Annotated in this window: 18 protein-coding genes; 8 read left to right on the plus strand and 10 right to left on the minus strand. The window is 62.8% G+C overall.

Going from position 1 to position 22,358, the window contains the following annotated elements:
• Positions 1-67: 67 nt before the first annotated feature.
• From ispA to FBY02_RS23850, 3 genes are all read right to left on the minus strand, one after another.
• A complete protein-coding gene (ispA, locus tag FBY02_RS23840) occupies positions 68-955 on the minus strand; it encodes a (2E,6E)-farnesyl diphosphate synthase (RefSeq protein ID WP_144930553.1) in 888 nt (295 codons plus the stop codon).
• Positions 952-1,194: an exodeoxyribonuclease VII small subunit gene (locus FBY02_RS23845; protein ID WP_003185917.1), complete on the minus strand. Its 243-nt coding sequence runs from the start codon at positions 1,192-1,194 to the stop codon at positions 952-954. Before FBY02_RS23845 ends, ispA begins: the two co-directional genes overlap by 4 nt.
• Before the next feature lie 142 nt (positions 1,195-1,336).
• Positions 1,337-2,473 (minus strand): Fic family protein, encoded by a 1,137-nt coding sequence (locus FBY02_RS23850; RefSeq protein ID WP_144930554.1) that lies wholly within the window; start codon positions 2,471-2,473, stop codon positions 1,337-1,339.
• Between the two features lie 270 nt (positions 2,474-2,743).
• Here FBY02_RS23850 and FBY02_RS23855 point away from each other — a divergent pair, with 270 nt between their 5' ends.
• The 6 genes from FBY02_RS23855 to FBY02_RS23880 are packed head-to-tail and all read left to right on the plus strand — an operon-like array spanning position 2,744 to position 12,942.
• Positions 2,744-3,532: a YfaP family protein gene (locus FBY02_RS23855; RefSeq protein WP_144930555.1), complete on the plus strand. Its 789-nt coding sequence runs from the start codon at positions 2,744-2,746 to the stop codon at positions 3,530-3,532.
• 33 nt (positions 3,533-3,565) lie between these two features.
• Positions 3,566-5,275, plus strand: a complete 1,710-nt coding sequence (locus FBY02_RS23860) for a DUF2138 domain-containing protein (protein ID WP_144930556.1) — start codon at positions 3,566-3,568, stop codon at positions 5,273-5,275.
• Between the two features lie 26 nt (positions 5,276-5,301).
• Positions 5,302-5,910: a DUF1175 domain-containing protein gene (locus FBY02_RS23865; protein ID WP_256662556.1), complete on the plus strand. Its 609-nt coding sequence runs from the start codon at positions 5,302-5,304 to the stop codon at positions 5,908-5,910.
• Positions 5,907-10,475 carry an alpha-2-macroglobulin gene (locus tag FBY02_RS23870; protein WP_144930567.1) on the plus strand — a complete coding sequence of 1,523 codons (4,569 nt, stop codon included), beginning with the start codon at positions 5,907-5,909 and terminating at the stop codon, positions 10,473-10,475. The genes FBY02_RS23865 and FBY02_RS23870 overlap by 4 nt, the downstream gene beginning before the upstream one ends.
• Before the next feature lies 1 nt (position 10,476).
• Entirely contained in the window at positions 10,477-12,096 is a 1,620-nt protein-coding gene (locus FBY02_RS23875; RefSeq protein WP_144930558.1) for a DUF2300 domain-containing protein, read from the plus strand.
• 3 nt (positions 12,097-12,099) lie between these two features.
• Complete coding sequence (locus FBY02_RS23880) at positions 12,100-12,942, plus strand: YfaP family protein (protein ID WP_144930559.1); 843 nt, start codon at positions 12,100-12,102, stop codon at positions 12,940-12,942.
• Here FBY02_RS23880 and FBY02_RS23885 read toward each other — a convergent pair.
• The gene (locus FBY02_RS23885) at positions 12,929-13,168 is read right to left on the minus strand and encodes a type II toxin-antitoxin system RelB/DinJ family antitoxin (protein WP_144930560.1); all 240 of its coding nucleotides are present in this window, start codon (positions 13,166-13,168) and stop codon (positions 12,929-12,931) included. The two genes, FBY02_RS23880 and FBY02_RS23885, sit on opposite strands and share 14 nt — an antisense overlap.
• 269 nt (positions 13,169-13,437) lie before the next feature.
• On the opposite strand from FBY02_RS23885, the gene FBY02_RS23890 reads away from it, so the two are divergent.
• Positions 13,438-14,328: an MBL fold metallo-hydrolase gene (locus FBY02_RS23890; RefSeq protein WP_144930561.1), complete on the plus strand. Its 891-nt coding sequence runs from the start codon at positions 13,438-13,440 to the stop codon at positions 14,326-14,328.
• Positions 14,329-14,388: 60 nt separating this feature from the next.
• On the opposite strand, the gene FBY02_RS23895 is transcribed toward FBY02_RS23890, so the two are convergent.
• From FBY02_RS23895 to FBY02_RS23920, 6 genes are read right to left on the minus strand one after another with little or no spacing between them, the layout of a single operon-like run.
• Complete coding sequence (locus tag FBY02_RS23895; RefSeq protein WP_047702738.1) at positions 14,389-15,321, minus strand: phosphatidate cytidylyltransferase; 933 nt, start codon at positions 15,319-15,321, stop codon at positions 14,389-14,391.
• Complete coding sequence (locus FBY02_RS23900) at positions 15,321-15,941, minus strand: 1-acyl-sn-glycerol-3-phosphate acyltransferase (RefSeq protein ID WP_047702737.1); 621 nt, start codon at positions 15,939-15,941, stop codon at positions 15,321-15,323. The genes FBY02_RS23895 and FBY02_RS23900 overlap by 1 nt, the downstream gene beginning before the upstream one ends.
• Positions 15,942-15,950: 9 nt before the next feature.
• A complete protein-coding gene (locus FBY02_RS23905) occupies positions 15,951-16,406 on the minus strand; it encodes a hypothetical protein (protein ID WP_144930562.1) in 456 nt (151 codons plus the stop codon).
• Positions 16,396-17,733: a phosphatase PAP2/dual specificity phosphatase family protein gene (locus FBY02_RS23910; protein ID WP_144930563.1), complete on the minus strand. Its 1,338-nt coding sequence runs from the start codon at positions 17,731-17,733 to the stop codon at positions 16,396-16,398. The genes FBY02_RS23905 and FBY02_RS23910 overlap by 11 nt, the downstream gene beginning before the upstream one ends.
• Positions 17,733-19,490: a bifunctional alpha/beta hydrolase/class I SAM-dependent methyltransferase gene (locus FBY02_RS23915; protein ID WP_144930564.1), complete on the minus strand. Its 1,758-nt coding sequence runs from the start codon at positions 19,488-19,490 to the stop codon at positions 17,733-17,735. The genes FBY02_RS23910 and FBY02_RS23915 overlap by 1 nt, the downstream gene beginning before the upstream one ends.
• Before the next feature lie 10 nt (positions 19,491-19,500).
• Positions 19,501-20,124 (minus strand): CDP-alcohol phosphatidyltransferase family protein, encoded by a 624-nt coding sequence (locus tag FBY02_RS23920; RefSeq protein ID WP_144930565.1) that lies wholly within the window; start codon positions 20,122-20,124, stop codon positions 19,501-19,503.
• Positions 20,125-20,412: 288 nt separating this feature from the next.
• Here FBY02_RS23920 and FBY02_RS23925 point away from each other — a divergent pair.
• On the plus strand, positions 20,413-22,358 hold a 1,946-nt coding region (locus FBY02_RS23925; RefSeq protein WP_256667461.1), incomplete at its 3' end, for a DUF6531 domain-containing protein.

Consider the following 22,358-nt stretch of genomic DNA (forward strand, 5'->3'; position numbering starts at 1 on the left):
GCATCGCAAGCTGCCCACGCGTTGGCCGGAACTTGGCCGATACGCAGTCTGAAAGATTGACCCCGTATTAGCTGCGTCGTTCGACGATATAGCGCGCCAAGTCGCGCAACGGTTCGGCCGCCGCGTCAAACGGCCGCAACGCTTCCAGGGCCTGGTCGCGCAACTCCAGGGCGTAAGCCTTGGCGGCGTCGAGGCCCAGCAGGGCCGGGTAAGTCGGCTTGTCACGGGCGATGTCGGCACCCTGGCGCTTGCCCAGGGTCTGGGTATCGCTTTCGACGTCGAGGATATCGTCCTGCACCTGGAACGCCAGGCCGACGGCCCGCGCGTATGTCTGCAAGGCGTGCAACTGTTCTGGGGTGGCCCGGCCGCTGGCGAGGGCGCCAAGCTTGACGCTGGCTTCGATCAAAGCCCCGGTCTTGTGCCGGTGCATGTACTCCAGCGCACCCTGATCCAGCTTCAGGCCGACCGAACCCAGGTCGATGGCCTGGCCGCCGACCATGCCGGCGGGCCCTGCCGCCAGCGCCAGGGCACTGACCATGTCCAGGCGGATCTGCGCCGGGCAGTCGCTGAGGGCCGGGTCAAGCAGGGCGCTGAAGGCCAGGCTCTGCAAACCATCGCCGGCCAGGATCGCGCAGGCTTCGTCGAATTGTTTGTGGGTGGTCGGCTGGCCGCGACGCAGGTCGTCGTCGTCCATGGCCGGCAGGTCGTCGTGCACCAGGGAATAGGCGTGGATCAGCTCCACCGCGCACGCCGCGCCGTTGGCCTGTTCGGCCACACCGCCCAGGGCTTCGCAAGCGGCATAGGCCAGCAGCGGCCGCACCCGCTTGCCACCGTTCATGACGCTGTAGCGCATGGCTTCGTACAGGCGCGCCAGCTCGGGGCTCGGCGCGCTAAACAACGTGCCCAGTGCAGCATTGACCCGGGCCTGGCTGCTGGCCTGATAGGCACCGATCATTCAGGTTGTTCCGCGTCGAAAGGTTCTTCGGTCAGCTCGCCATCGCGTTCGAGCAACAACTGCACCTTCTGCTCGGCCTGGGCCAGCGCCGCCTGGCAGTCGCGAGTCAGGCCGATACCTTGTTCGAAGGCAGTCAGCGAGTCTTCCAGCGACAATTCGCCGTTCTCCAGCCGTTCGACCAGCGTTTGCAGGTCGGCCAGGGATTGTTCGAAGTCCAATGCAGCTTTTTTGCGGGCCATGGCGGCTATTCCGGTTGACTGTTAAACCGGCGCGACACTAGCAGACATGGGGGTTCGGGGCAAATCAGGACAGGGCTGGGGGGGAGTGTTCCTCTGTGGCGTGTCTTTGCCGCAGCAACATCCGCTTACCACAAACACAGTCTCACGCAGCTGGATAATTGATTCGGTACCGAGTACTGCGTCCACCTCCCGGTAATCGCTCCAGACAGCCTTTTTCCAGCAACTCCGCCAGGTGTCGGGTTGCGGTTGCCTTGGAAACCTTGGCCACGGCCTGGTACTGCGCTGCGCTGATACCGTGCTCAAAACCTTTTTCACCACCATCAAGCAACCGATTCAGCACTTTGGTCTGTTCCGGGGTGAGTCCCGAGGCGCGGTGAACCTGCCAGAATCGAGCCTTGCCCAACACGCTTTCGATCTGGGCCATGGCTTTGTGCAAGCTGCGCGACAGGGTCTGCAAAAACCAGGTAAGCCAATCGGTGATATCCAGCGTGGCTTTCTGAGCGCTTTCAAGTGCTCGGTAGTAGCCAGCGCGGTCATCAAGAATGCTCACGGACATGGCGTAGAAACGGATCGCCTGGGCTTCGCCCTGGGCCAGTGCGAGATCGGTGAGGTTGCGGGTCAGGCGCCCGTTGCCATCGTCAAATGGATGCAGGGTGACAAACCAGAAGTGGGCGATACCGGCCCGCAACAAAGGATCGAGTCCGGATTGATGACGGCTGGCCTCAAACCAGTCGAGGAAGGTTTGCAGTTGCTGCTCGAGACCTTGGCGAGGCGGGGCTTCGAAATGAACAGTGGGACGGTCCAATCTGCCCGAGACCACTTGCATTGGCTCGTCTCCCCGTAGCGAACCTACGCGAATGTGCTGATGGGCCAGGTCGCTCGTCTGTTCAGGGAAGAGCCACTCGTGCCATTCAAGCAGCCGCTCGACGGTCAGGGGCTGGCTGAAGTGTCGGGTAGCATCCAGCAAAAGGTTCGCCAGGCCCTCACTGCGCGGGCTGACCGGAGTGTCACTGGCCCGCTCCAGGCCCAGGCGTCGGGCCAGGGACGACCGCACCGAGCCCACATTCAATTGCTCCCCTTCAATGGCCGATGAGGTCACGATGTTCTGCAACAACGCATCCAATTCGTTCTGGGCGTTGAGCGACGCGGTGACAGCGCCGGTCATGCCGAGCAGTTGACCTTGGGTTTGCACGCATTCGCGTAGCAGAGCCGCCAATGTTTCGGGCTGCCAGTGAAAGTTGGGCCAGTCGGGCTGTTGCCAGATCCAATAGGGTTCCATGAGCCTGTCCATACCGGGGATGAGCCGAATAATAACGTTATTCGGCTCATTTCGTGAGCCGAATAACTTCGCTAATCGGCTCACGCTCTCCCCAAGACGTGATTTCCCACACAGAATCACGCGTTCCCCGATTGTGAATAATGCGCCGAATCGCTAACCTTCGCGCCATCTACAGCCCCCGTATGGCGGGCTCCTGACGAAACCTGAAAAAAGATAATCAATGCGCCGAGGAAGGGCGCCAGGTTGCGTTGTGCATGGCAGGAGGCATACATGCGTTTTCTTTCATTGCTGATTGCGCTGATGGTCACACCGCTGGTGTGGGCCGAGCCTGCGGCCGAGATGTCGGAGCCGGTGGGCGGCTGGCGTTACAGCGGCTTGCTCGATCGCACTGAAAACCCGCAGGTGGCCTATCCCACGCCGCCCATCGACCGAGGCGTGCAGCGCAATCGCACGATGATCGAGGGCCGGCTCAAGGCCATGGGCACCGCCCGTCCGCCCCACAGCCTGGCGGTCAACGGCAATCCACTGAATCTCTATACCGACGAAGAAGGTCGTTTCGCCCGGCCGTACGCGTTCGGTGCCGGTTCCAACAGCGTCGAGGTCCGCAGTTCCGAAGGCAAGTCCCTCAAGCGTGTGCAGTTCTATGAGGCCAACAACCTGCGGACCCCGGCGCAGATCCGCGTGGTGCTGGGCTGGGACGACCCCAAGGCCGAGCTGGACCTGCACATCATCACCCCCGACGGCCAGCATGCCTTCTTCGGCCAGCCGGCGCTGAGCAACGGCGGCGGCCTCGACCCGGACGGCGTCGATGGCCCCGGTCCCGAAATGTTCACCATGACTGCGCCGATGCACGGCACCTACCTGGTCTACGTGAATTATTGGGGCAACTACGGCGACGGCGGCTATAACTTCGACGAAACCAGCAACCAGAACGAGGTGATCACCTCGCAGATCAATCTGGTGCTCAACGAAAACACCGTCAATGAGAAACGCGAAACCTTTGTCGTGCCCCTGCGGGCCATCGGCGATCTCTTGCTGGTCAAGACTTTCAACTACTAATTCCGCTCCACGGATGAACAGGCCCTTGTGAATATGAGCGACAACACTGCTTCCCCGACCGTGCCGACACCTGTCGCTAAACCTGCGCGCCGCTGGCCGGCGCTGCTGATCGGGCTGTGCCTGGTGGCCGGTGTCGCCGCCGGGTTGGGCTGGTTCATGCACAAGCCCAAAACACCACCCACGGCGCTGGCGCTGGAAAAGCTCGGCCTGAGTCGTCCCGATGGGCTGCTTGAAGCCCATTCCCTGAGCCAGTTGCCCAAGGACCTGTTGGCAGTGCCGTTCCTCAAGGCCACACTCACCGAGGATTTCGTCTTTTATTACCAGGCCCATGCCGACCGCCTGGGGCTGATCGGCAGCCTGCGCCGAATCATCTATGAGCATGACCTCAAGCTGCAGGACAGCCTGATCGAGGAACTTTTTGACCAGCCCGCCGATGTGGCGCTGTGGCGCGGTGCGGATGGCCGGCTCAAGGATTTCCTGTTGGTGATGGACCGCGGCGGGCTGGCCAAGGTGCTGGAGCCGCTGGCAAAAGTCGCCCTGGACGATACGCAGTTGAGCAAGCTCAGCGACCTGAAGGTCGGCGGCGATGACGTCGCGCTCTACCAGCTTAGCTACAACGCCAGCAAATCCCTGGTGTTCGCCTCCCATGGCGACAAGCTGGTGGTGCTGTCCGATCCGAGCAAGCTCTATGATCCGGCCAACGGGGCGTTCGACGAGCGTGGTGCCGTTTCCACTACCGCACTGGCGGCGCTGCTCAATGGCGACAAGCTCTTTACCGAAGCCTTCGGCCTGCCGCCCAAGGCACCTGAGGTCAAGCAACGCATCTCGGTCAACGCCAGCGTGCTCGCCATGGGCTACCAACGTTTCATTCCGAACTTCGCCGGGTTGCGTTTCGACATGGACGACAAGGGCTGGCACAGCTTCCTGGCCATGGACGAGCTGGAGAACCAACCGGATTTCGACTTCAAGCCGATCTGGCAAGCCATGCCCATGGGCGCCAGTGCCTGCGTGGCCTTGCCATTGGCCGCTGAACAGCAGAAACCGCTGCTGGTAAAACTCGGGGCCGAGGAAAAAGCTGCTCAGGCCATGGTTGACCATATGGCCGGCGCGGCGGGCCTGTGCTGGTATGCCGATTCGCGTTTGTACACGCCGTTGCTGGTGGCCAGCCTGAACGAAGACGACGGCAAGTTCGACGCCGACCTGGGCAACCTGTTCGGGTCGATGGTCGGCGCCTATGAAAACAACGTGGCCGAGCACGCGTTCCCGGTCGTCGAGAAGCAGGAAGGCTCGATGCATCACTGGCAGCGCCAGGTGAGCTCCAACTTCGGCCCGTACCTGGCCAAGGACTCGCTGCAACCCGATGCCATCACCGGCAAGGCGTTCATGCGGGTCAGCCTGGCGCGCCACGGTTCGACTCTGCTGTTCTCCCTCGACGACAAACTGGTGGACAAGGCCCTCGGCACCCTCGACAAGCGCTTCCCGCCGATGGCCGACGTGGTGCCCAAGGACCTGCTGATGCCGTTCTACTTCGGCCCGGACTCCATGGCGCAACTGATGCAGCGTGAAACCCTGGACAGCTTGCCCCAGGACATGGAACCGGTGTTCTACAACGCCGCGCAGACCTACTTGATTCCAAAACTGCGCACCCTCGGTGGCTATGGCAAATACGCCCTGACCCTGCCGGCAGGCAGCGAGCCGGACGGCCACTGGCAGTGGTTGCCGCTGGAATGGAAAGCACTGTGACCGGACTGATCCGCACGCTCGGGCTGATGGCACTGTTCCTGGGAGGACAGGCGTTTGCCATGGAAACGCCGTCGCTGGATGTGCAGCAATCCCAGGTGTTCCGTGCCTGGTTCGTGCGCATCGCCGAGGAGCAGTTGAGCCGGGGCCCGAGCCCGCGCTGGTACCAGCAGGACTGTGCCGGGCTGGTACGTTTTGCCGCCAACGAAGCGCTGAAGGTCCACAACGAAAAATGGCTGCGCAGCAATGGCCTGTCCAATCGCTACCTGCCGCCGGAGCTTGAGCTGAGCGACGACCAGCGACGCCTGGCCCAGAAATGGCAGCAGGGTGGCGGCAAGGTCGGGCCTTACGTCAACGCCATCAAGTTGATCCAGTTCAACAGTCGTCTGGTGGGCCGTGACGTGGCCCAGGCCCGTCCTGGCGACCTGATGTTCTTCGATCAGGGCGATGACCAGCACCTGATGATCTGGATGGGCCGCTACATCGCCTATCACACCGGCACCACAACCCCTACCGACAACGGCATGCGCTCCGCAAGCCTGCAACAACTCATGAACTGGAAGGACACCCGATGGATACCCGACGCAGCCAACCCCAACTTCATCGGCGTCTATCGACTCAACTTTCTCTCCCAATGACCGGTGCCCGCATGCTGCGCTTGTGTTCGAAACTGTCCCTGCTGTTTGCCTTGTTGCTGGCCTCCTTCGTGCACGCCGAAGACACGGTGGAGCCCAGCGGCTACACGCCAGTGTCCGGTGAAAGCTTCTTCCTGCTGGCCGACAGCAGTTTCGCCAGCGATGAGCAGGCCATGGTCCGCCTCGAAGCGCCGGGCCGCGACTATCGCCGGTTTCGTATGGAGCCTTACGGTGGCGCCGATATCCGCGTCTATCGCATTGAAAAGCCCCTGGACTTCCTAAAGCGCCAGAAGAACCTGCACCGTGTCGTCAGCGACGGCCAGTTCAAGGGTGAAGGGCTCTCGAACACCCTCGCGTACCTGTGGGACAACTGGTACCGCAAGTCCCGTCGGGTCATGCAGCGGGCGTTCTCCTACGAATCCCGCCGGCAGGTGACCGAGGAAGTACCGGAGCTGAAGATTGGTGATGCCCTGGTTGCACCGACGCCCTACGAGGCTCCGGCCCAGTTCGCCCTGATCCCGGGCCTGCCGCTGGTCAGCCAGTTCCGTTATCCGCTGTGGCAAGCCAAGCCGATCCAGCCGCCGGCGGGCGTCAACCTGGCCGGTTCGTCCAGCGAGTTCGTCAGCGTCGCGCCGGGCAATGTCTACATCCCGCTGGGCCAGCTCAAGCCTGGCCTGTACCTGGTGGAAGCACTGGTCGGCAAGTACCGGGCGACCACCATGGTCTTCGTCTCGAACACCGTGGCGGTGAGCAAGATTTCCGGTGACGAACTGTTGGTCTGGGCTGCCCGCAAGCATGAAGGCAGCTCGGTGCCCAAGGTCAATGTGCTGTGGACCGACGGCCTGGGCGTGATGAACAGCGGTGCTACCGATGAAAGCGGCCTGCTGCGTCTCAAGCACGTCAGCCCGGAGCGTTCGTTCGTCATTGGCGAGGATGAGGAGGGTGGGGTATTCGTTTCCGAGAACTTCTACTACGACAGCGAAATCTACGACACCAAGCTCTACGCCTTCACCGACCGGCCGCTGTATCGCCCGGGGGATTGGGTCTCGCTGAAAATCGTCGGCCGTGAATTCAAGAACGCCCGCGACTCGGTGCAACCGGCGGCGGCCGACGTCAATGTCAGCGTGCTGGATGCCACGGGCACCGCGCTGCAGACCCTGGCCCTCAAGCTGGACTCCAAGGCCGGTACCCAAGGCCGTTTCCAATTGCCGGAAAATGCCGTGGCCGGCGGCTATGAACTGCGCTTCAGCTACAAGGATCAGATCTACAGCAGCGCCTTCCGTGTGGCTGAATACATCAAGCCGCACTTCGAGATTGCCTTGAACCTGGCCAAGCAGGAATACCGCACCGGCGAGCCGGTCAAGGGCAAGCTCGTGCTGCTGTACCCGGATGGCAAGCCGGTGGTCGATGCCACGGTGAGTCTGAGCTTGCGGGCCCAGCAACTGTCGATGGTGGACAACGAGCTGCAATACCTGGGGCAATTCCCGGTTGAACTGACCAGCAGCGAAGTGACCACCGACGACCAGGGCGTCGCGATGCTCGAACTGCCGGCCGCCGACAAGCCGAGCCGCTACACCCTTACCGTGTTTGCCAGCGACGGCGCGGCGTATCGGGTCAAGACCACCAAGGAAATCCTCATCGACCGCGGCGCGGCGAATTTCCGCTTGAGCGCTCGCCAGCGTTTCAGTGCGTCCGGTGAAAAGGTTGCGTTCAGCTACGTCAACGAAGGCGGCAGCGAGCAAAGCAAGGCCGTGACGCCGGCGGGCTACGCCTGGGTGCGCCTGGAAGACCAGAGCACCGGCGAGGGCAAATTGACGGCCAAGGACAAGGGGTTCACCGTGGCCTTTGATCGTCCCGGTACCTATAACCTGACCCTCAAGGACGACCACGGCCGGGTCATCGGCGCCGCGGCGCATGCGGTGACCGGCGAAGGCGTCAAGGCCGTGCCGGGCACCGTCGAGATCGTCCTCGACAAGCAGGAATACAAGGCCGGTGACGAAGCACTGGCACTGATCACCTTCCCGGAGCCAGTCAGCGATGCGCTGCTGTCCCTGGAGCGGGACAAGGTCGAGGCCACGGCGCTGCTGTCCAAGGGTGGCGACTGGCTGAAAATGGAAAGCCTCAGTCCGACCCAATACCGCGCCCGCATTCCGGTGAAAGACAACTTTGCACCAAACATGACGTTCTCGGTCCTGTACACCAAGGGCGGCCAGTACAGCTTCCAGAACGCCGGCATCAAGGTGATTACGCCGCAGATCGACGTCGCGGTCGTCACCGACAAGGCCACTTACCGGCCTGGCGACACGGTGACTGTGGACCTGAGCACCCAGTTCGCCGGCAAGGCAATTGCGGCGCACCTGACCGTCAGTGTCGTGGATGAAATGATCTACGCCCTGCAACCGGAAGTGGCCCCGACCATCGATCAGTTCTTCTATCACCCGCGCCGCAACAACGTGCGCACCAGTGCCAGCCTGTCGTTCATCAGCTACGACGTGGCGCTGCCGGGCAGCCCCGGTGCGCCGGGCAAGGCCAACCGCAGCGAACGCGGGGTCAAGGTGCTGGAGCGGCCGCGTCGTGAAGACGTGGACACGGCTGCCTGGCAGCCGGAGCTGGTCACCGATGCCAACGGCAAGGCCCGCTTCACCTTCAAGATGCCGGACTCGCTGACCCGCTGGCGCATCACCGCCAAGGCCATCTCCGACGACGGCCAGGTCGGTCAGAAAAAGCAATTCATCGCCTCGGAAAAGCCGCTGTACCTGAAGTGGAGCGGCCCGACCCGGTTCCGCACCGGCGACAAGCCGCAACTGGGCCTGTTCGCCTTCAGTCAGCCGGATAAACCGCTGAAGGCGGAACTGCTGATCCGTTACGCCGGCGCCGAGCAACGTGTGGCAGCGGATCTGAAGAAAGGCATCAACTACGTGGCGCTGCCAGCCATGGAGTTGAGCAGCGGCGACCTGAACGTCCAGTTGCAATTGAGCGGCGAAACCCAGGACGCCCTGGCCGTTCACCTGAACGCCAGCGGCAATGGCTGGCTGGTCACCCAGAGCCAACGCCTTGATGTGGCCGCCGGCGACACGCCACTGGCCTTGCCGGCCGACGCCAGCGATGTCCGCCTGCGCCTGGACGACAGCCCGCAAGCGCTGTTCCGTTCCGCCCTGGACGACCTGTTGAGCTATCCCTACGGTGGTGTCGAGCAGACCGCCAGTGGCCTGCTGCCGTTGAGCATTGCGTACCCGACCCTGGCGTCGGACTCGCAGACCCGCGACCGCTTGCGCCTGATCATGCAAAACAGTCGCCTGCGCCTGGTACAGATGGCCGGCCCATCGGCGAGCTTCACTTGGTGGGGCCAGGACGGCGAGCCGGATGCCTTCCTGACCGCTTACGCCTATTACGCCGACTGGCACGCCAGCAAGGCGCTGGACATCAGCTTGCCGCCGGAACACTGGCAGCGCGTGCTGGAGGTCTACGCCAAGCAGGCCGGCGATACGCCGCTGTTGCAGCGCGCGCTGATTCTGTCGTTTGCCAAGCAGATGCAGCTGCCGGTGAACACCTTGCTCAGCGGCTTGGTGGACGATCTGGCGAAGGCCGGTGCGGGCAACGCCGGGAGTGTGATGGACAACGGTGACGACAGCCTGGTCATGAACACACCGGATTCGGCCCTGGGGTTGGCCACTGCTCGCGTACTGACCGCAGCCCTCGCCAAACAGGCGAAAGTGCCACTGCCGGATGCATTCAACCGTCAGCTGGCCGCCGCCCAACAGCAGCTGGATGTCAGCGTTCAGCCGTTTGTCGAGGCCCTGGTGTTGTCGTTGCAAACCTTCGATCAGGCCCGGGCAGCCGCGCTGCTGGAGCGGCTGTTGCCACAACAGTCCACCCTGGAACGGGCCCTGGCCCTGACCTGGTTGCAGCGCAGCATCGAGCAGGCATCGCCGGCCGTGGCACTGGCTCCAGGCGAAGGTTGGAAAGCCCGTCAAGGCGCCACCGGGGAAACCTACTGGCAGTGGCAGGGCGCGCAGTTACCGACCACTCTGACCCTCAGCGGTGCGCAGCAGCGTCCGTTGCAAGCGGCTCTGAGTTTCCAGAGCCAGCAACCGCCGGTGGCGCCGATGGCAGTGTCCATTACCCGTCGGCTGTCGCGCCTGGTACCGGGGACCGATGCCTTTACCTTCACGCTTGAGGCCGTGGGCAACAAACCGTTGTCCAGCGACAGCCTCTACCTGGATGAAGTGATCATCAACAGCAAGGCCGCCATACCATTGCGCTACGGCATGCTCGAAGTACCACTGCCACCAGGCGCCGACGTGGAACGCACCACCTGGGGCATCCAGTTGCAGGGTAAACCCGACAGCGAACCGACGTCGCTGGAAAAGGCGCGCTTCGAGCCGGGCCAGATGGCTTATGCGGTACCAGTGGATGCCCTCAGTGGCGAACTGCGCCTGCGGCATCTGGTGCGCTTCTCCCAGAAGGGCCAGTTCAACCTGCCACCGGTGCGCTTCACTCAGGTCTATGCGCCACAGAATCAGGCCTGGGAAAAGAAACCGGCGCTCGGTCAGGTCACGGTCAACTGACATGCGCAAGCGGTGGGTTGGGTGGCTGTTGTGCTTGATTCCTGCGCTGGCGACGGCGCAGGACGAGCCGTTGCGCCTGGCCTTCGACGGCCAGTTGTTGCGGGTGAGCCAGACCCAGGTGCTGGATCGCCAGCCATTGCCCGATTCCCTGCAGACACCGCTGGGCAGTCTGTGGAAGTTGTTCGTCTACGCGTGGCTGGTGGACACCGGCGCCCACGAACCGGTGTATGAATGCCGCGGGGAGTCGAAAGAAGAGGTTTACTGCTGCAGCGCCGGGAAAAGTATTGGTCGCGATCAGGCACTGGTGAAGTCCTGCGGCTTGTATTTCGAACCGCAGCGGCTCGGGCTTTCGGCCGCCGGTTGGCGCGACTACTGGCAGGCCCGTCAGGCGCCGGCGTGGCTGCTCGACCTGCCGACCCTGCAACCGCAAAAACAGGTTCCCGTCGCGCAATTGCTCAAGGCATTGGCGACGCTGCCGGCCCAGGACCAGGCCCGCCGGGTGCTGCTGGACGTGGCGCTCAATGCGGCGGATGGTCGCCTCGTGGGGCAACTGGGCAGCCGTTTGCGGGTCAAGACCTGGAGCTGGCTGGGCGACCAGGGACCGTCGTCGCGCCAGGGCGGCTTCGCCGGTTGGCTGGCCGATGGCACGCCCGTATGGGCCGGTGGGCGCGGCACCAGCCAGCAGGTCCTGAAGGTGTTCGGTGATGGACTGGCCACGGCGCTGCCGACCCACTGGCCGGCCGAGACAGGGCGTTGCGTGGAAGTGGGGTTGTTTGCCCGTTATCCGTTGCAGCAGGTCATGTCGGGCAACCAGCCAGCCTCGCTGGGCCAGTTGCGCGGCGATTACCGCGTCGAGTTCACCAATGGCAACCAACTGGATATTCACAGCGATGGCGAACTGTTCCTGACGCCCGGCAAACTGGTGGCGCGGCTGGATCGGGAGGAATACGTCGCCCGGGTCCTGCAACGCGAGGCCAAGGCCGAACCCGCCGAAGCAGCCAAGGCCCTGGCCGTGGCGATCCGCACCTATCTGCTGCAAAACGCCCAACGCAACGGCGATTGCCTGAGCATCGACGACAGCAGCCATCGCCAGCGCGTCGCCCCCCGCCCGGCGGCAGCGCAAACCCGTGCCATTGCGGCCTGGACGAGCGATCTGGTCCTGGCCGGCACCGACGTCACCTACCACTCCGACCAACCCGGCCCGGACAAACTGTCCTGGCTGCAAGCCGTGGAACAAGCCAACGCCGGCCAACGCTACGACGCCATCCTGTTGCATGCCTATCCGCGTGCCAGTCTCAGCCGCTGGGATAACCCCGTGGCGTCCTGCGAAGCGCTGCCGGCCGCCCAGGACTGGCTGCTCAAGCAGCGTCGAGGCTGGCGCTCCAGGCTGGAAAGCGAAGTGGGCTACAACGAAATCAGCTCATTCGCGGTGTGCCGCGTCGCTTTCGGCCGGCCTTACGTCGACCGCGAACGCCAGCGCATCTACGTCCGTGGTGTGCTGTCGCTGCAGGACCGTCTCGACCTGACACACGAATATTTGCACCTGGCCTTTGAAGCTCACCCCAACGGCCAGGACGAAGACTATATCGAAGGGCTCGCCCGTCACCTCTTGCTGGAATAGACCATGACACTCCGTTATCCACAGGTCTTGCTGTTGCTCTGCGCCATGACCGCGTTGCCCCTGGCCATTGCCGCCGATGGGATCAAACTCGACACTCCGATTGGTGGGTGGCGCAGCGGGGCGCCGGGCGGCGAAGGCGAAAACTTCAGCCAGACCGTCAATTATCCGGCCTCGTCGGTCAACACGCCCCAGGGCCAGGCCAACACCGCGCGCATCACCGGCCAGATCAAGGCCATGCCCAAGGACAACAACGAGCCGGGCAAGCTCATCGTCAACGGTGTGGCCCTGCCGCTGAAGCTCGATGAGGAAGGTCGCTTCGACCGGCCGTTCTCGTTCCCCAACGGCAGCAACAGCGTCGAGGTGCGCAGCCCCGACGGCCAGCATCGTCACCGCACCCAGTTCCTCAACACCAGCGGCGGCGCCACCCCGGCCAAGCTGCGGGTGCTGCTGACCTGGGACAGCGACGGCACCGACCTGGACCTGCACGTCATCACCCCGGACGGCGCCCACATCTGGTACGGCGACCGCGTCGCCCCCAACGGCGCGGTCCTCGACGTCGACGTCACCACCGGCTACGGCCCGGAAATCTTCGCCATGCCCGCACCGATCAAAGGGCAATACCAGGTCTATCTGAACTACTACGGCGGCGGTTATCGCAGCGTTCCGGATGACGAGGAAGGCGACGGGGAAAGCAGCGGCGGGCAGGACGCTGTGCAAGCGCTGACCACGGCGCAAGTCACCGTGATCACCGAGGAAGGCACTCCGAGCGAGAAGATGGAAACGTTTGTCGTGCCGATGCGGGCGGTGGGGGAGCTGACGTTGGTGAAGAGCTTTAGCTATCCGTGAAATCGGAATCGTCCAAGCTGACCTTCACTCGCTGAGGGGCAGCTAGACGATTTTTAGCCTTTTCAAAGAGCACTTCGTCCTCTTCGTCGAACGGTAGCGTTCCTCGTTCTGCGACGTATTGGAGGGCCTGACGCATCAGTTCGGATGGAGTAATGCCGAGCTTCTTCAGCTCGGCAAATGACCGGTGTTTGAGGTCATCGTCGATATGAAAACTGATGGAAGGCATTGCGAGGCCTGTAATGATATTTCAGGTTAAGTTAGCGATTGCATGGCCCACTCGGCAACTGTCGATTTGCACCATCGCTCTGCCACGTACAGAAATGTGGCGAGAGCAAGCTCCCTCTCCACAGGTTTTGCACTAGGCACCACAGGTTTTTCAGCTTGCGGTCCGCCGCTTGTCGCTTTCCCTGAATTCTCCCCCTGACTTCCAGTCGATTTCAAAGAGCCCATTCATAAAACGGGACAAGCCCACCCCCCCGCGACAGGAGGCCATCCATGCGTGTCCATCACCTGAACTGCGGTTGCATGTGCCCGGTGGGTGGGGCTTTGTTCGATGGGTATAGCGGGGGGCTGACGGCGTGTCTGGTGTGTCATTGCCTGTTGATTGAAACCGATACCAACGGGTTGATCCTGGTGGACACCGGTTTCGGCCAGCGGGATGTCCAGACGCCGGAGCGGCTGAGCCGGTTCTTTCGTGTCTTCAACAACATCAAGTTCGAACATCGCCTCACGGCCCTGGAGCAAGTCCGGCGCTTGGGTTTCGATGCCCACGATGTGCGCCATATCCTGCTGACCCACCTGGATTTCGATCATGCTGGTGGGCTGCAGGATTTCCCCCAGGCCCGGGTGCATGTGATGCGCGATGAGATGGCGGTGGCCCGCTCTGCAAATACCTGGATCAGTCGGCGTCGGTTCCAGGCCCGCCAGTGGCAGGGGGTAGACAGTTGGGAGTTCTACACCACCGAAGGCGATACCTGGTTCGGCTTCGACTCGGTGCGTGCACTGATCGGTGCCGAGGAAGAAGATATTTTCCTGGTGCCGCTACAGGGCCACACCGCCGGTCACGCCGGAATCGCCCTGCGCACCCCGGACGGCTGGATGCTACACGCCGGCGATGCGTACTTCTTTCACGATGAAGTCCACCAGCCCGAGCCCCATTGCCCACCGGGCCTGAAGCTTTATCAGTACATGATGGACACCCATCGTCCGGCGCGCCTGCATAACCAGGGACGTTTGCGGGAACTGGCCTTGTCCCGGGACCATCAACCCGTGGATATCTTTTGCAGCCACGACTCTCGGGAATGGGAGCGCGCCCTGGCCCGGGCGCGCAAAGTCCGAGGCGATTGCACCGCTATGCCCCCAGCCACCGGTAAGCAGTCGACCTGATGCTTTTCCGGCGTGACGTAACACTCGTTTTCCCTTTGCCCACTTCAAGTGGGCTTTTTTTCAGGTCCACCAGTACCGCACCAGATGGAAGAAGATCGGCGCGGCGAAGCATACCGAGTCCAACCGATCGAGCATGCCGCCATGGCCTTCGATCATGTGCCCCCAATCCTTGACGCCCCGGTCGCGCTTGATTGCCGACATGACGATGCCGCCGGCAAAGCCCAGCAGGTTGATCAGCAAGGCGATGAGGAATGATTGCCAAGGGTTGAACGGCGTGATCCACCACAGCGCACCACCGATCAGCGAAGCCAGGAAAATACCGCCGGCAAAACCCTCGACGGTTTTCGACGGCGACAGGTTCGGCGCGATCTTGTGTTTGCCGAACAGCTTGCCGCACACGTACTGCAGCACATCCGACAGTTGCACCACGATCACCAGGTAAGCGATCAACAGCAGGTTGCGTCCTTCAAAACCGGCGATGTCCAGGGTCAGCAAGGCCGGGACGAAGGAGATGCAGAACACCGCAATCATCAATCCCCACTGCACCTTGGAAGCACGCTCCAGGAAGTGCGTACTGTCGCCCCCCAGGGACGCCAGGATCGGCAACAGCAGGAACACATACACCGGGATAAAGATCGAAAACAGTCCGTACCAGTCGTAGTAGATCAGCAGGTATTGCAGCGGCAGTGCCAGGTAGAACGCGGCCACCAACGCTGGATAATCACTGCGCCGGGTCGGTGTGAGGGTCAGGAATTCCCGCAGGGCATAGAACGACACGGCGTAGAACAACAGGATCACCGCCGCATTGCCGAGCCAGAACGCAATGCCAATCACCAGCACCATGATCCACCAAGCGTTGATCCGCGCATTGAGGTTGTCGATGACTGAGTTCGGCGTGCCTTTGGTCTTCAGCTTGAGAATGAAACCGATCAGCGAAGCCAGCACCAGAATTGCGCCAATCCCGCCAAACAACATGAGGGTATATCGATCCATCAGACGTGCTCCGGGGCCAGTGCCAGCAGCGCGGCGCGGCTGCGTTCAAGAAAATGCTCTTTGCTTTCACCGTCTTCGATACACAACGGCGCGCCGAAACTGGTGGTGCACAACAGCGGCAGGGGCAGCACGCGGCCCTTGGGCATGACGCGGTTGAGGTTGGCGATCCACACCGGGATCACCTCGACCTCGGGATGACTCTTCATCAAGTGATAGATCCCGCTCTTGAACGGCAGCAATCCTTCATCGGGGTTGCGCGTGCCTTCCGGAAAGATGATCAGCGAGTCACCGTTCTCCAGGGCTTCGAGCATCGGCTGCAGAGGGTTATAGGACGGGTCCTTGCGCTCCCGATCCACCAGCACGCCGTTGAACACCCGGTTGATGATGTAGCGACGCACCGGGCTCTTTTGCCAATAATCGGAACCCGCCACGGGCCGGGTGAGCTTGCGCAATGCCGGTGGCAGCGAGGCCCAGAGCAGCACGAAATCACCGTGGCTGCTGTGGTTGGCGAAGTAGATCCGCTGCACCGGTCGCGGCGCACTGCCGAGCCACAGGCTGCGGGCGCCCGTGACCATGCGGGCGGCGGAGGTGATGAGATTGGCGACCACGGGTTCGAGCATGAGGATTCCTTATCCTGAAAAAGCTAACCAAGGGCTGGCCAGGATGAAGCCCAGCGTCAAGACGATTTGTGCGGCCAACAACAGCGACTGCCTGCGCAGCAGCCGCAAGGCGCCGTGGCTGCGTTCGCTCCAGGGGCGGCCACTGCGTTCGGGCGGTTGCAGGCCAAGCGTACTCAGTGCCTGATCCAGTGCCTGGGTCCGCTCGGCCAATGGCTGGATACCGTCCGCCACGCGCTGGAACAGATCGGCGTCGAACGCCACGCGCAACGCCCAGTATTTTTGCAACACGCCGAGGCTGAACAGCACGACGCTGAACAGCAGCAACCAGGGATCGACATTGCCCACCAGCCATTGACCCAACCCCAGCAGCGCCGCCAGCAGGGCCAACCCGGTGGAAAACTGGTCCAGCGAATGGCCCCGGCGCAACAGGCTCGCCACAGTGTGCAGCTGCATGTCACTGCTCATGGCGATGGCCTTTGCGCAATGGCTCCAGCGCCTGACGGTGCGCCTGATGTAAAACAATATGAGGGCGGACGCGCTGGAGTTGCACAATCGCAGCGTCGACACTGGCCGCCCGGCCACTGTGCAACAGCCAGGCGATCACCGCGGTGGCGCTGCGCGAATAACCCAAGGCGCAGCAGACCAGCACCGGCCCTTGCTGGCGCAGTTTTTCAATCGCTTGCGCCGCCTGCAGGCATTGCTCGCTGGTCGGTGCCGTGAGATCGAGCACTGGCAACGAGCGATAGGCAATCGCGCTGCTGTCCATGGACATTTCGGCACAGAGGTCGAGCACCCCGGTAAACGCGCTGTCCTTCAACTCCAGCGGGGTGGGAATGCGCCCCAGCCAGACGTTATCGGTCACGTGATCCGGCTGCGGATGCTTGCGCGTCCACCAGCGAGAGTTGATCCAGGCAGCGGCGAGATACGGCGCCAACAACCAGCGCACCGCCGGGCTCAGTTGGCCATCGGCACGCTTCTGAAAGCCGCCGGCATCGAACAGCAGATAGTTGAGCGCCACCAACGATACCGCCACCGCCGGCCAGATCAACCAGAGCCACGCGCCGCGAAAGGCGAATGCCGGGACGAACAGCGCCGCCGCACCCACGCCATAGCGCAGGGCCAATTGCAGACGGCTGCGATCAGGCGTCAGGCGGGCACTGAGTAGCGGGCTCGGCCGGTCCAGCGGCCACAACCAGACACACAGCCAGCCGGCCAGTGCGCCGGTCGGTACGTCGACAAAGTGATGCTGGTAAGTGGTCAACACCGATACGCCGATCAACGCGAACCAACCGTGCATCAACCAGCGCCAGGCACCCTGCAGGTGTCGCTGGTAGCAGATCCAGAGAATCACCAGCAGCGCGATATGCAGCGACGGCGCCTGGTTGAACGGTTTGTCGAAGCCTGCGAGGACGTCGAACAGCCAGCCAAACACTCCGTCCATTTCCGGTCGGGGAAAGGTGAAGCGCAGTGGCCAGATCAGGAAGCAACTGACCGCAATCGCCTGGGCGGTGAGCAGACGCAAGGCGTGGCGCTTGAGTTCGGCGCGGCTGGTGGGCAGCAACAGCGACAGGCCGTAAAGCAGATCGATCGACCAGTAGGGCACGATGGTCCAGGCCATGAACGGCATGTGGCTTTCCCAGCCGAACACTAGGCTGCCGACGTCGTCGCGCTGGGACGTCACCCACGTGGCGAAACCGTAGGTGCTGAAGAACAACGGCGCGAGCAACAGCAGCCAGCACACCGCCGGTTTCAGCAGGGCAGGTTCGCGGGGCGGGGCGATGACGGCGCTCATCACTGCACGCGCTGCGCCAGCGACACGCTGAAGATGCCCCACTCATCGACGCGCAGGGTGATCTTGCGAAAGCCCGCCGCCTCGACCAATTGATCCATTTCGGCCTGGCTGCGCCGACGCATCACCCAGGCCTGGCCGGCGCGGTGGCTGGTGAGGGCGCGGGCGATCAGTTCCAGTTGCGGGTGCCATGGCTGGCCGGTGTACACCAGGTAACCGCCGGGCTCCACCGCTTCGGCCAGGCCGGCGAGCGAACCGCCGACCATCTGGTTATCGGCAAACAATTCGTACAGGCCGGACACCACGGCGAGGGTTGGCTTGGGCGTAAGCGCCGCGAGGTCCTGGCGGTTGAAGGCGTCGCCTTTGACGAACCGGGCGATGTCCTCCAGGCCTTTTTCGGCGATCAGCGCGCTGCCGTCGCGCACGTTGATATCGCTGTAGTCGCGCAGCAGGATCGACTCGGGCAGTGGATTAACGCCGTGCAGCGCCTCGAGTATGTAGCGGCCGTGCCCGGCGGCGATGTCGACGATGCGCACCTCGCGGTTCTCTTCGCGCAACTTGCCCATCGCCAGGCGCAGCAACTCCTCGACGTTCAGCTTGCGCTGGCGGATGCCTCGCCAGCCGATGGAGTTCAGGTAGTTCTGGTCGATCATCTTGCCAATCGGCGAAGTGCCGGTGGGGCGGTTGCGGTAGACGTAATCCAGGGTGCTACCGGAATCGAAGCCAGTGTCGAAACCCAGCTTCACCCCGGCCGACAACTTGCTGCCCAAGCGCATGCTGGCGCGGGTCATGCGCCAGTACAGGTCGCGCAACGAGTTGTGGGGCAGGGGCGTGGCCAGGGCTTCGGACTCGGCGCAGGTCGCGCCAATGCGGTCCGCATCCAGTAAGGAAGGGCGGTCCAGCGGACGGGCGAAATTCTGCAGAATGAAACGGCGTGCGCTGGCAATGGCCGGCGCGCGGTTCTTCTCGCCCAGGGTGTCGTGGAAGAACCCCGGCAGGATGTGTTTTTCCTTGTGCAGGCTGCCCAGCCGCTCGAAGAACTGCTCCTGGGGTTTGCGATGCACCACAAAGTCGGAGCCGGAGATCAGCAACTGCGTCGGCACCTGGATCGCCTGGGCATCGGCGACCACGCGGTCGGCGGCTTCATACAGGCCCAGCAGCACATTCACCGAAATCGCCTTGGTGATCAGCGGATCGTTGTCATAGGACGCCACCCGTTCCGGATCATGGCTGAGGAACTTGGCCTTGACGTAGCTGTTGACGAAAAAGTTGCCGCGAAACTTGCGCATCAGCGCCAGGCCCGGGCGGGCGAACGGCACGTACAGTTTCACCTTGAACGCCGGCGACGCCAGCACCAGTGAGCGAATGCGCGGCGCATAATCGTGGACCCAGGTGGACGCGATCACCGCGCCGACGCTTTGCGCCACCACGGCGATGTTCTGCTCATCGATCTGATGCGTCGCGCCGATGTGGTCGCAGAAGGTCTGCACGTCCCGCGCGCTGGTGGCGAAACTCGGGCTGTCACCGCGCTCACCGGGAGACTGGCCGTGGCCGCGGGCGTCCCAGGCAAAGAAGTCGAAGCCGGGCAGATCCAGCTCATCCACCAGATGTGCGATGCGCCCGGAATGCTCATGACCTCGGTGAAACAGCAACACGGCCTTGCGGGGTTCGCCCGGGGCCGCGGCCACGGCCGGCCAGTGCCGGTAGAACAACTCCACGCCATCAAAAGTGGTGAATGTCCGGTCTTGAGCTTCGCGCATTGCGACTTCCTTATGCTGAGGGAGCGTTTTCCTTCACTTGGTCCAGGCCATGACGGACCCGGTTGACCAAGGTATAAACCAGCAGGGCGGCAACCACCGCCATCACACCATCGACCCACAGCGCCCCGAACCAACCCAAGGCAATACCGGTCGCCAACACGCCACATACAAAGGCCCGGTCACTCTTGCCCATGGGGCCGTCATAGCGCCGCGAAGCCCCGACCATCGCCCCCAGCACACCCGCGTATTCGCTGAACAACGCCAACAGCGTGACCAACAACACGAGCAACAGACTGGCATCAGGAATCAAGGCAAAGGGAAGGATCAGGGCCGCGTCGGCGATGATATCGCATAGCTCATTCAGGTAGGCACCCAGATGCGATTGCTGGCCGAACTCCCGCGCCAGCATGCCGTCCACGGCATTCAAGGCCATGCGCAGGAACATCCAGACCGGCACCAGCACAAACACCCACGGATGACTGGCGAACCAGGCGATCACCGCACCCACCAGCACGGAAATGATGCCTGCGAGCAGGGTCACCTGGTTGGCGGTGACGCCCTTGTCGTAGAGCCGTTGCACGGTAGGACGCAGCAGATTCTGGAAGGCGGGTTTGAGTTGGTAGATGGAGGGCATCGGGGCGAGATCTCGGGCCGGTTGCGGGCATAAAGGATTCAGCAGCGAGATTACGATAGGTTGAGGGTTTGCTGGTGGTTATTTGTTGGGAATGAGCTTCGGTCTACATCTCGCGCTGAATCAGCCTGCGATGGACATCATTCAAAAATGTGGGAGCGAGCCTGCTCGCGATGGCGTCGCGACTGGATTTAACGAATCGCCCTACATCCATTACCTCCTTCCCTGACTTATTTCTCCAGCTCGCCCCGGCAAAGTCTCGCGTCCGTCCCTGTACCGCGAGATCCCTGCATGTTTGCCCCTGACAAACTCCTGCGCCTGAACAACGCCATCGGCTCGTTGGTGGTGGCGGCCATGGACCCCGATCAGCCCGATGCGGCAACGGTACTGGCGGATTTTCGCAACTGCCTGAACGACTACGACAGTTGGGCACAGAGCTTCTGGACCGGCTGGGCGCTGGACACCGAACAGGTTTTCAAGGTCGGCAACGAAGTGGCCCTCGCGGCGCCGAAAAATCTGAATGAGCCCTTCATCGCCATCATGGCGACGTGTCCGGCGAGCGGCCCACTGACGCTGGTGCACCTGTTTCAGGCGGCGCGCTTCGTGCCGATCGGCAACACGCCGGTGATGTTGGAGCCGGTCATCGACGGTGAACCGGGCAAGGAAACTTTCGGCGAGCCGCTCCATTACACCATCGGCCCCAGCGGCATCCTGGAAATCCCCGAATGCTGGCGGGGGCGCCGCTATCGCATCAGCTTCTTCCCCGAGGTCACCGCGGATCACGTCAAGGCGCTGTACGCGTCTTATCAGGGGGTGATTGGCGAGCTTGAGGGCTGGCTGAAAGAGGAATGGGAAACCCAGTTTCAACCGCTCTGGGCGGAGTTTTCCGACGCCGGGTTTCGCGAACGCTACAACCTGTTGCAGCAGGCCGACTGGCGCGGACTCGAAAACGCCCTGCAAGCGCTGTGGAATGACGTCAAGCAGGTCTTCGAACTGCTGGCGGACCTGCAAGCCAATAGCGAGAAGCTGTTGGAGTATCTGACCCAGGCCGAGCTCGACCAGTTGCTCAAAGCTTCATCCGAGGCGATTGCCAAGGGGCTGATGGTGCTGAGCGACGAGCCGTTGCTCTTCGTGCACATGGCCGCATTCGCCAGTTGGTTGCGGATGCTGCCGCCCCAGTACCTGGCCGAAGTCGTTGGACAGATACGGGCCTCGGTGCTGATCAATTTCCTGCTGATCCGCTTGACCGGCGCCCTCGGCCTGGGCGTGCGCATAAGTGGCAAAGTGCTGGACCAGCTCCAGTCCGGGCGAGCACGGGAGTGGTTGCGGGCGTCGAGCCAACGGCTGGGCCAATTCGCCCCTGACCGGCTCAACCAGCATGCCGATGTGTTGAAACCGGTGTTGGTCAGCGCCCAGGGCGCGTCATTGAAACCGACTCCTGTCCGCTCGTTGCAGATTACGCCTGAGCATGGGCCGTCCTTGTCGGTCAGCAATCCCGCCGCTGTGGCGCGGGAAAAGTCTCAAAGTGCTACCCGGCTGAGCAAGCACGAACCCCACGACGACGCCCCGGCCCAACCGAAAAACCCCAATGGCGACAGCGCCGACAGCGCGGCCCTGACCCGCACCGACGGCTGCCCGGTGTCGATGGTCACCGGCGAAGAACTGCTGACCCTGGACGACGGCACGCTCGATGGCCGGTTGCCCTTCGTCTTCACCCGCCTGTACCGCAGCAGTGCGGCGAACCAGGACGTGGGGCTGGGGCGCGGCTGGAGCCATGCCCTGGCGCATCGCCTGCAGCTTGAAGGCGAACAGGTCATCTGGATCGACCAGGAAAACCGCCGCACCACCTTTCCGCTGCCCCACGCCCAGCGCCCGGCCATCCACAACAGCCTGGCCCGGGCGGCGATCTACCTGGGGGTCGAGCCGGACGAACTGATCATCGCCCAACCCGGCGAAAACGCACCTTTCCTACACTTTCGCGACGGTTATCTGACCGCCCTCAGCGACCGCTATGACAACCGCCTGACGATCCAGCGCAACATCCATGGCGACATCAGCCGCCTGGACAACGGGGCCGGGCGCGCCCTGCAGCTGCGCTACGATCAGCGCCACCTCATCGCCCTCGACTACCAGAGCTTCCATCCGGCGCCCACCCTGGACGAGGCCTGGCGCACCGAACAGACCCTGGCGACCTATCGCTACGACGCGCGCTCGCGGCTGATCGAAGCGACCAACGC

The sequence above is a fragment of the Pseudomonas sp. SJZ078 genome (assembly GCF_007828255.1).
In the GTDB taxonomy this organism is placed as follows: Bacteria; Pseudomonadota; Gammaproteobacteria; order Pseudomonadales; family Pseudomonadaceae; genus Aquipseudomonas.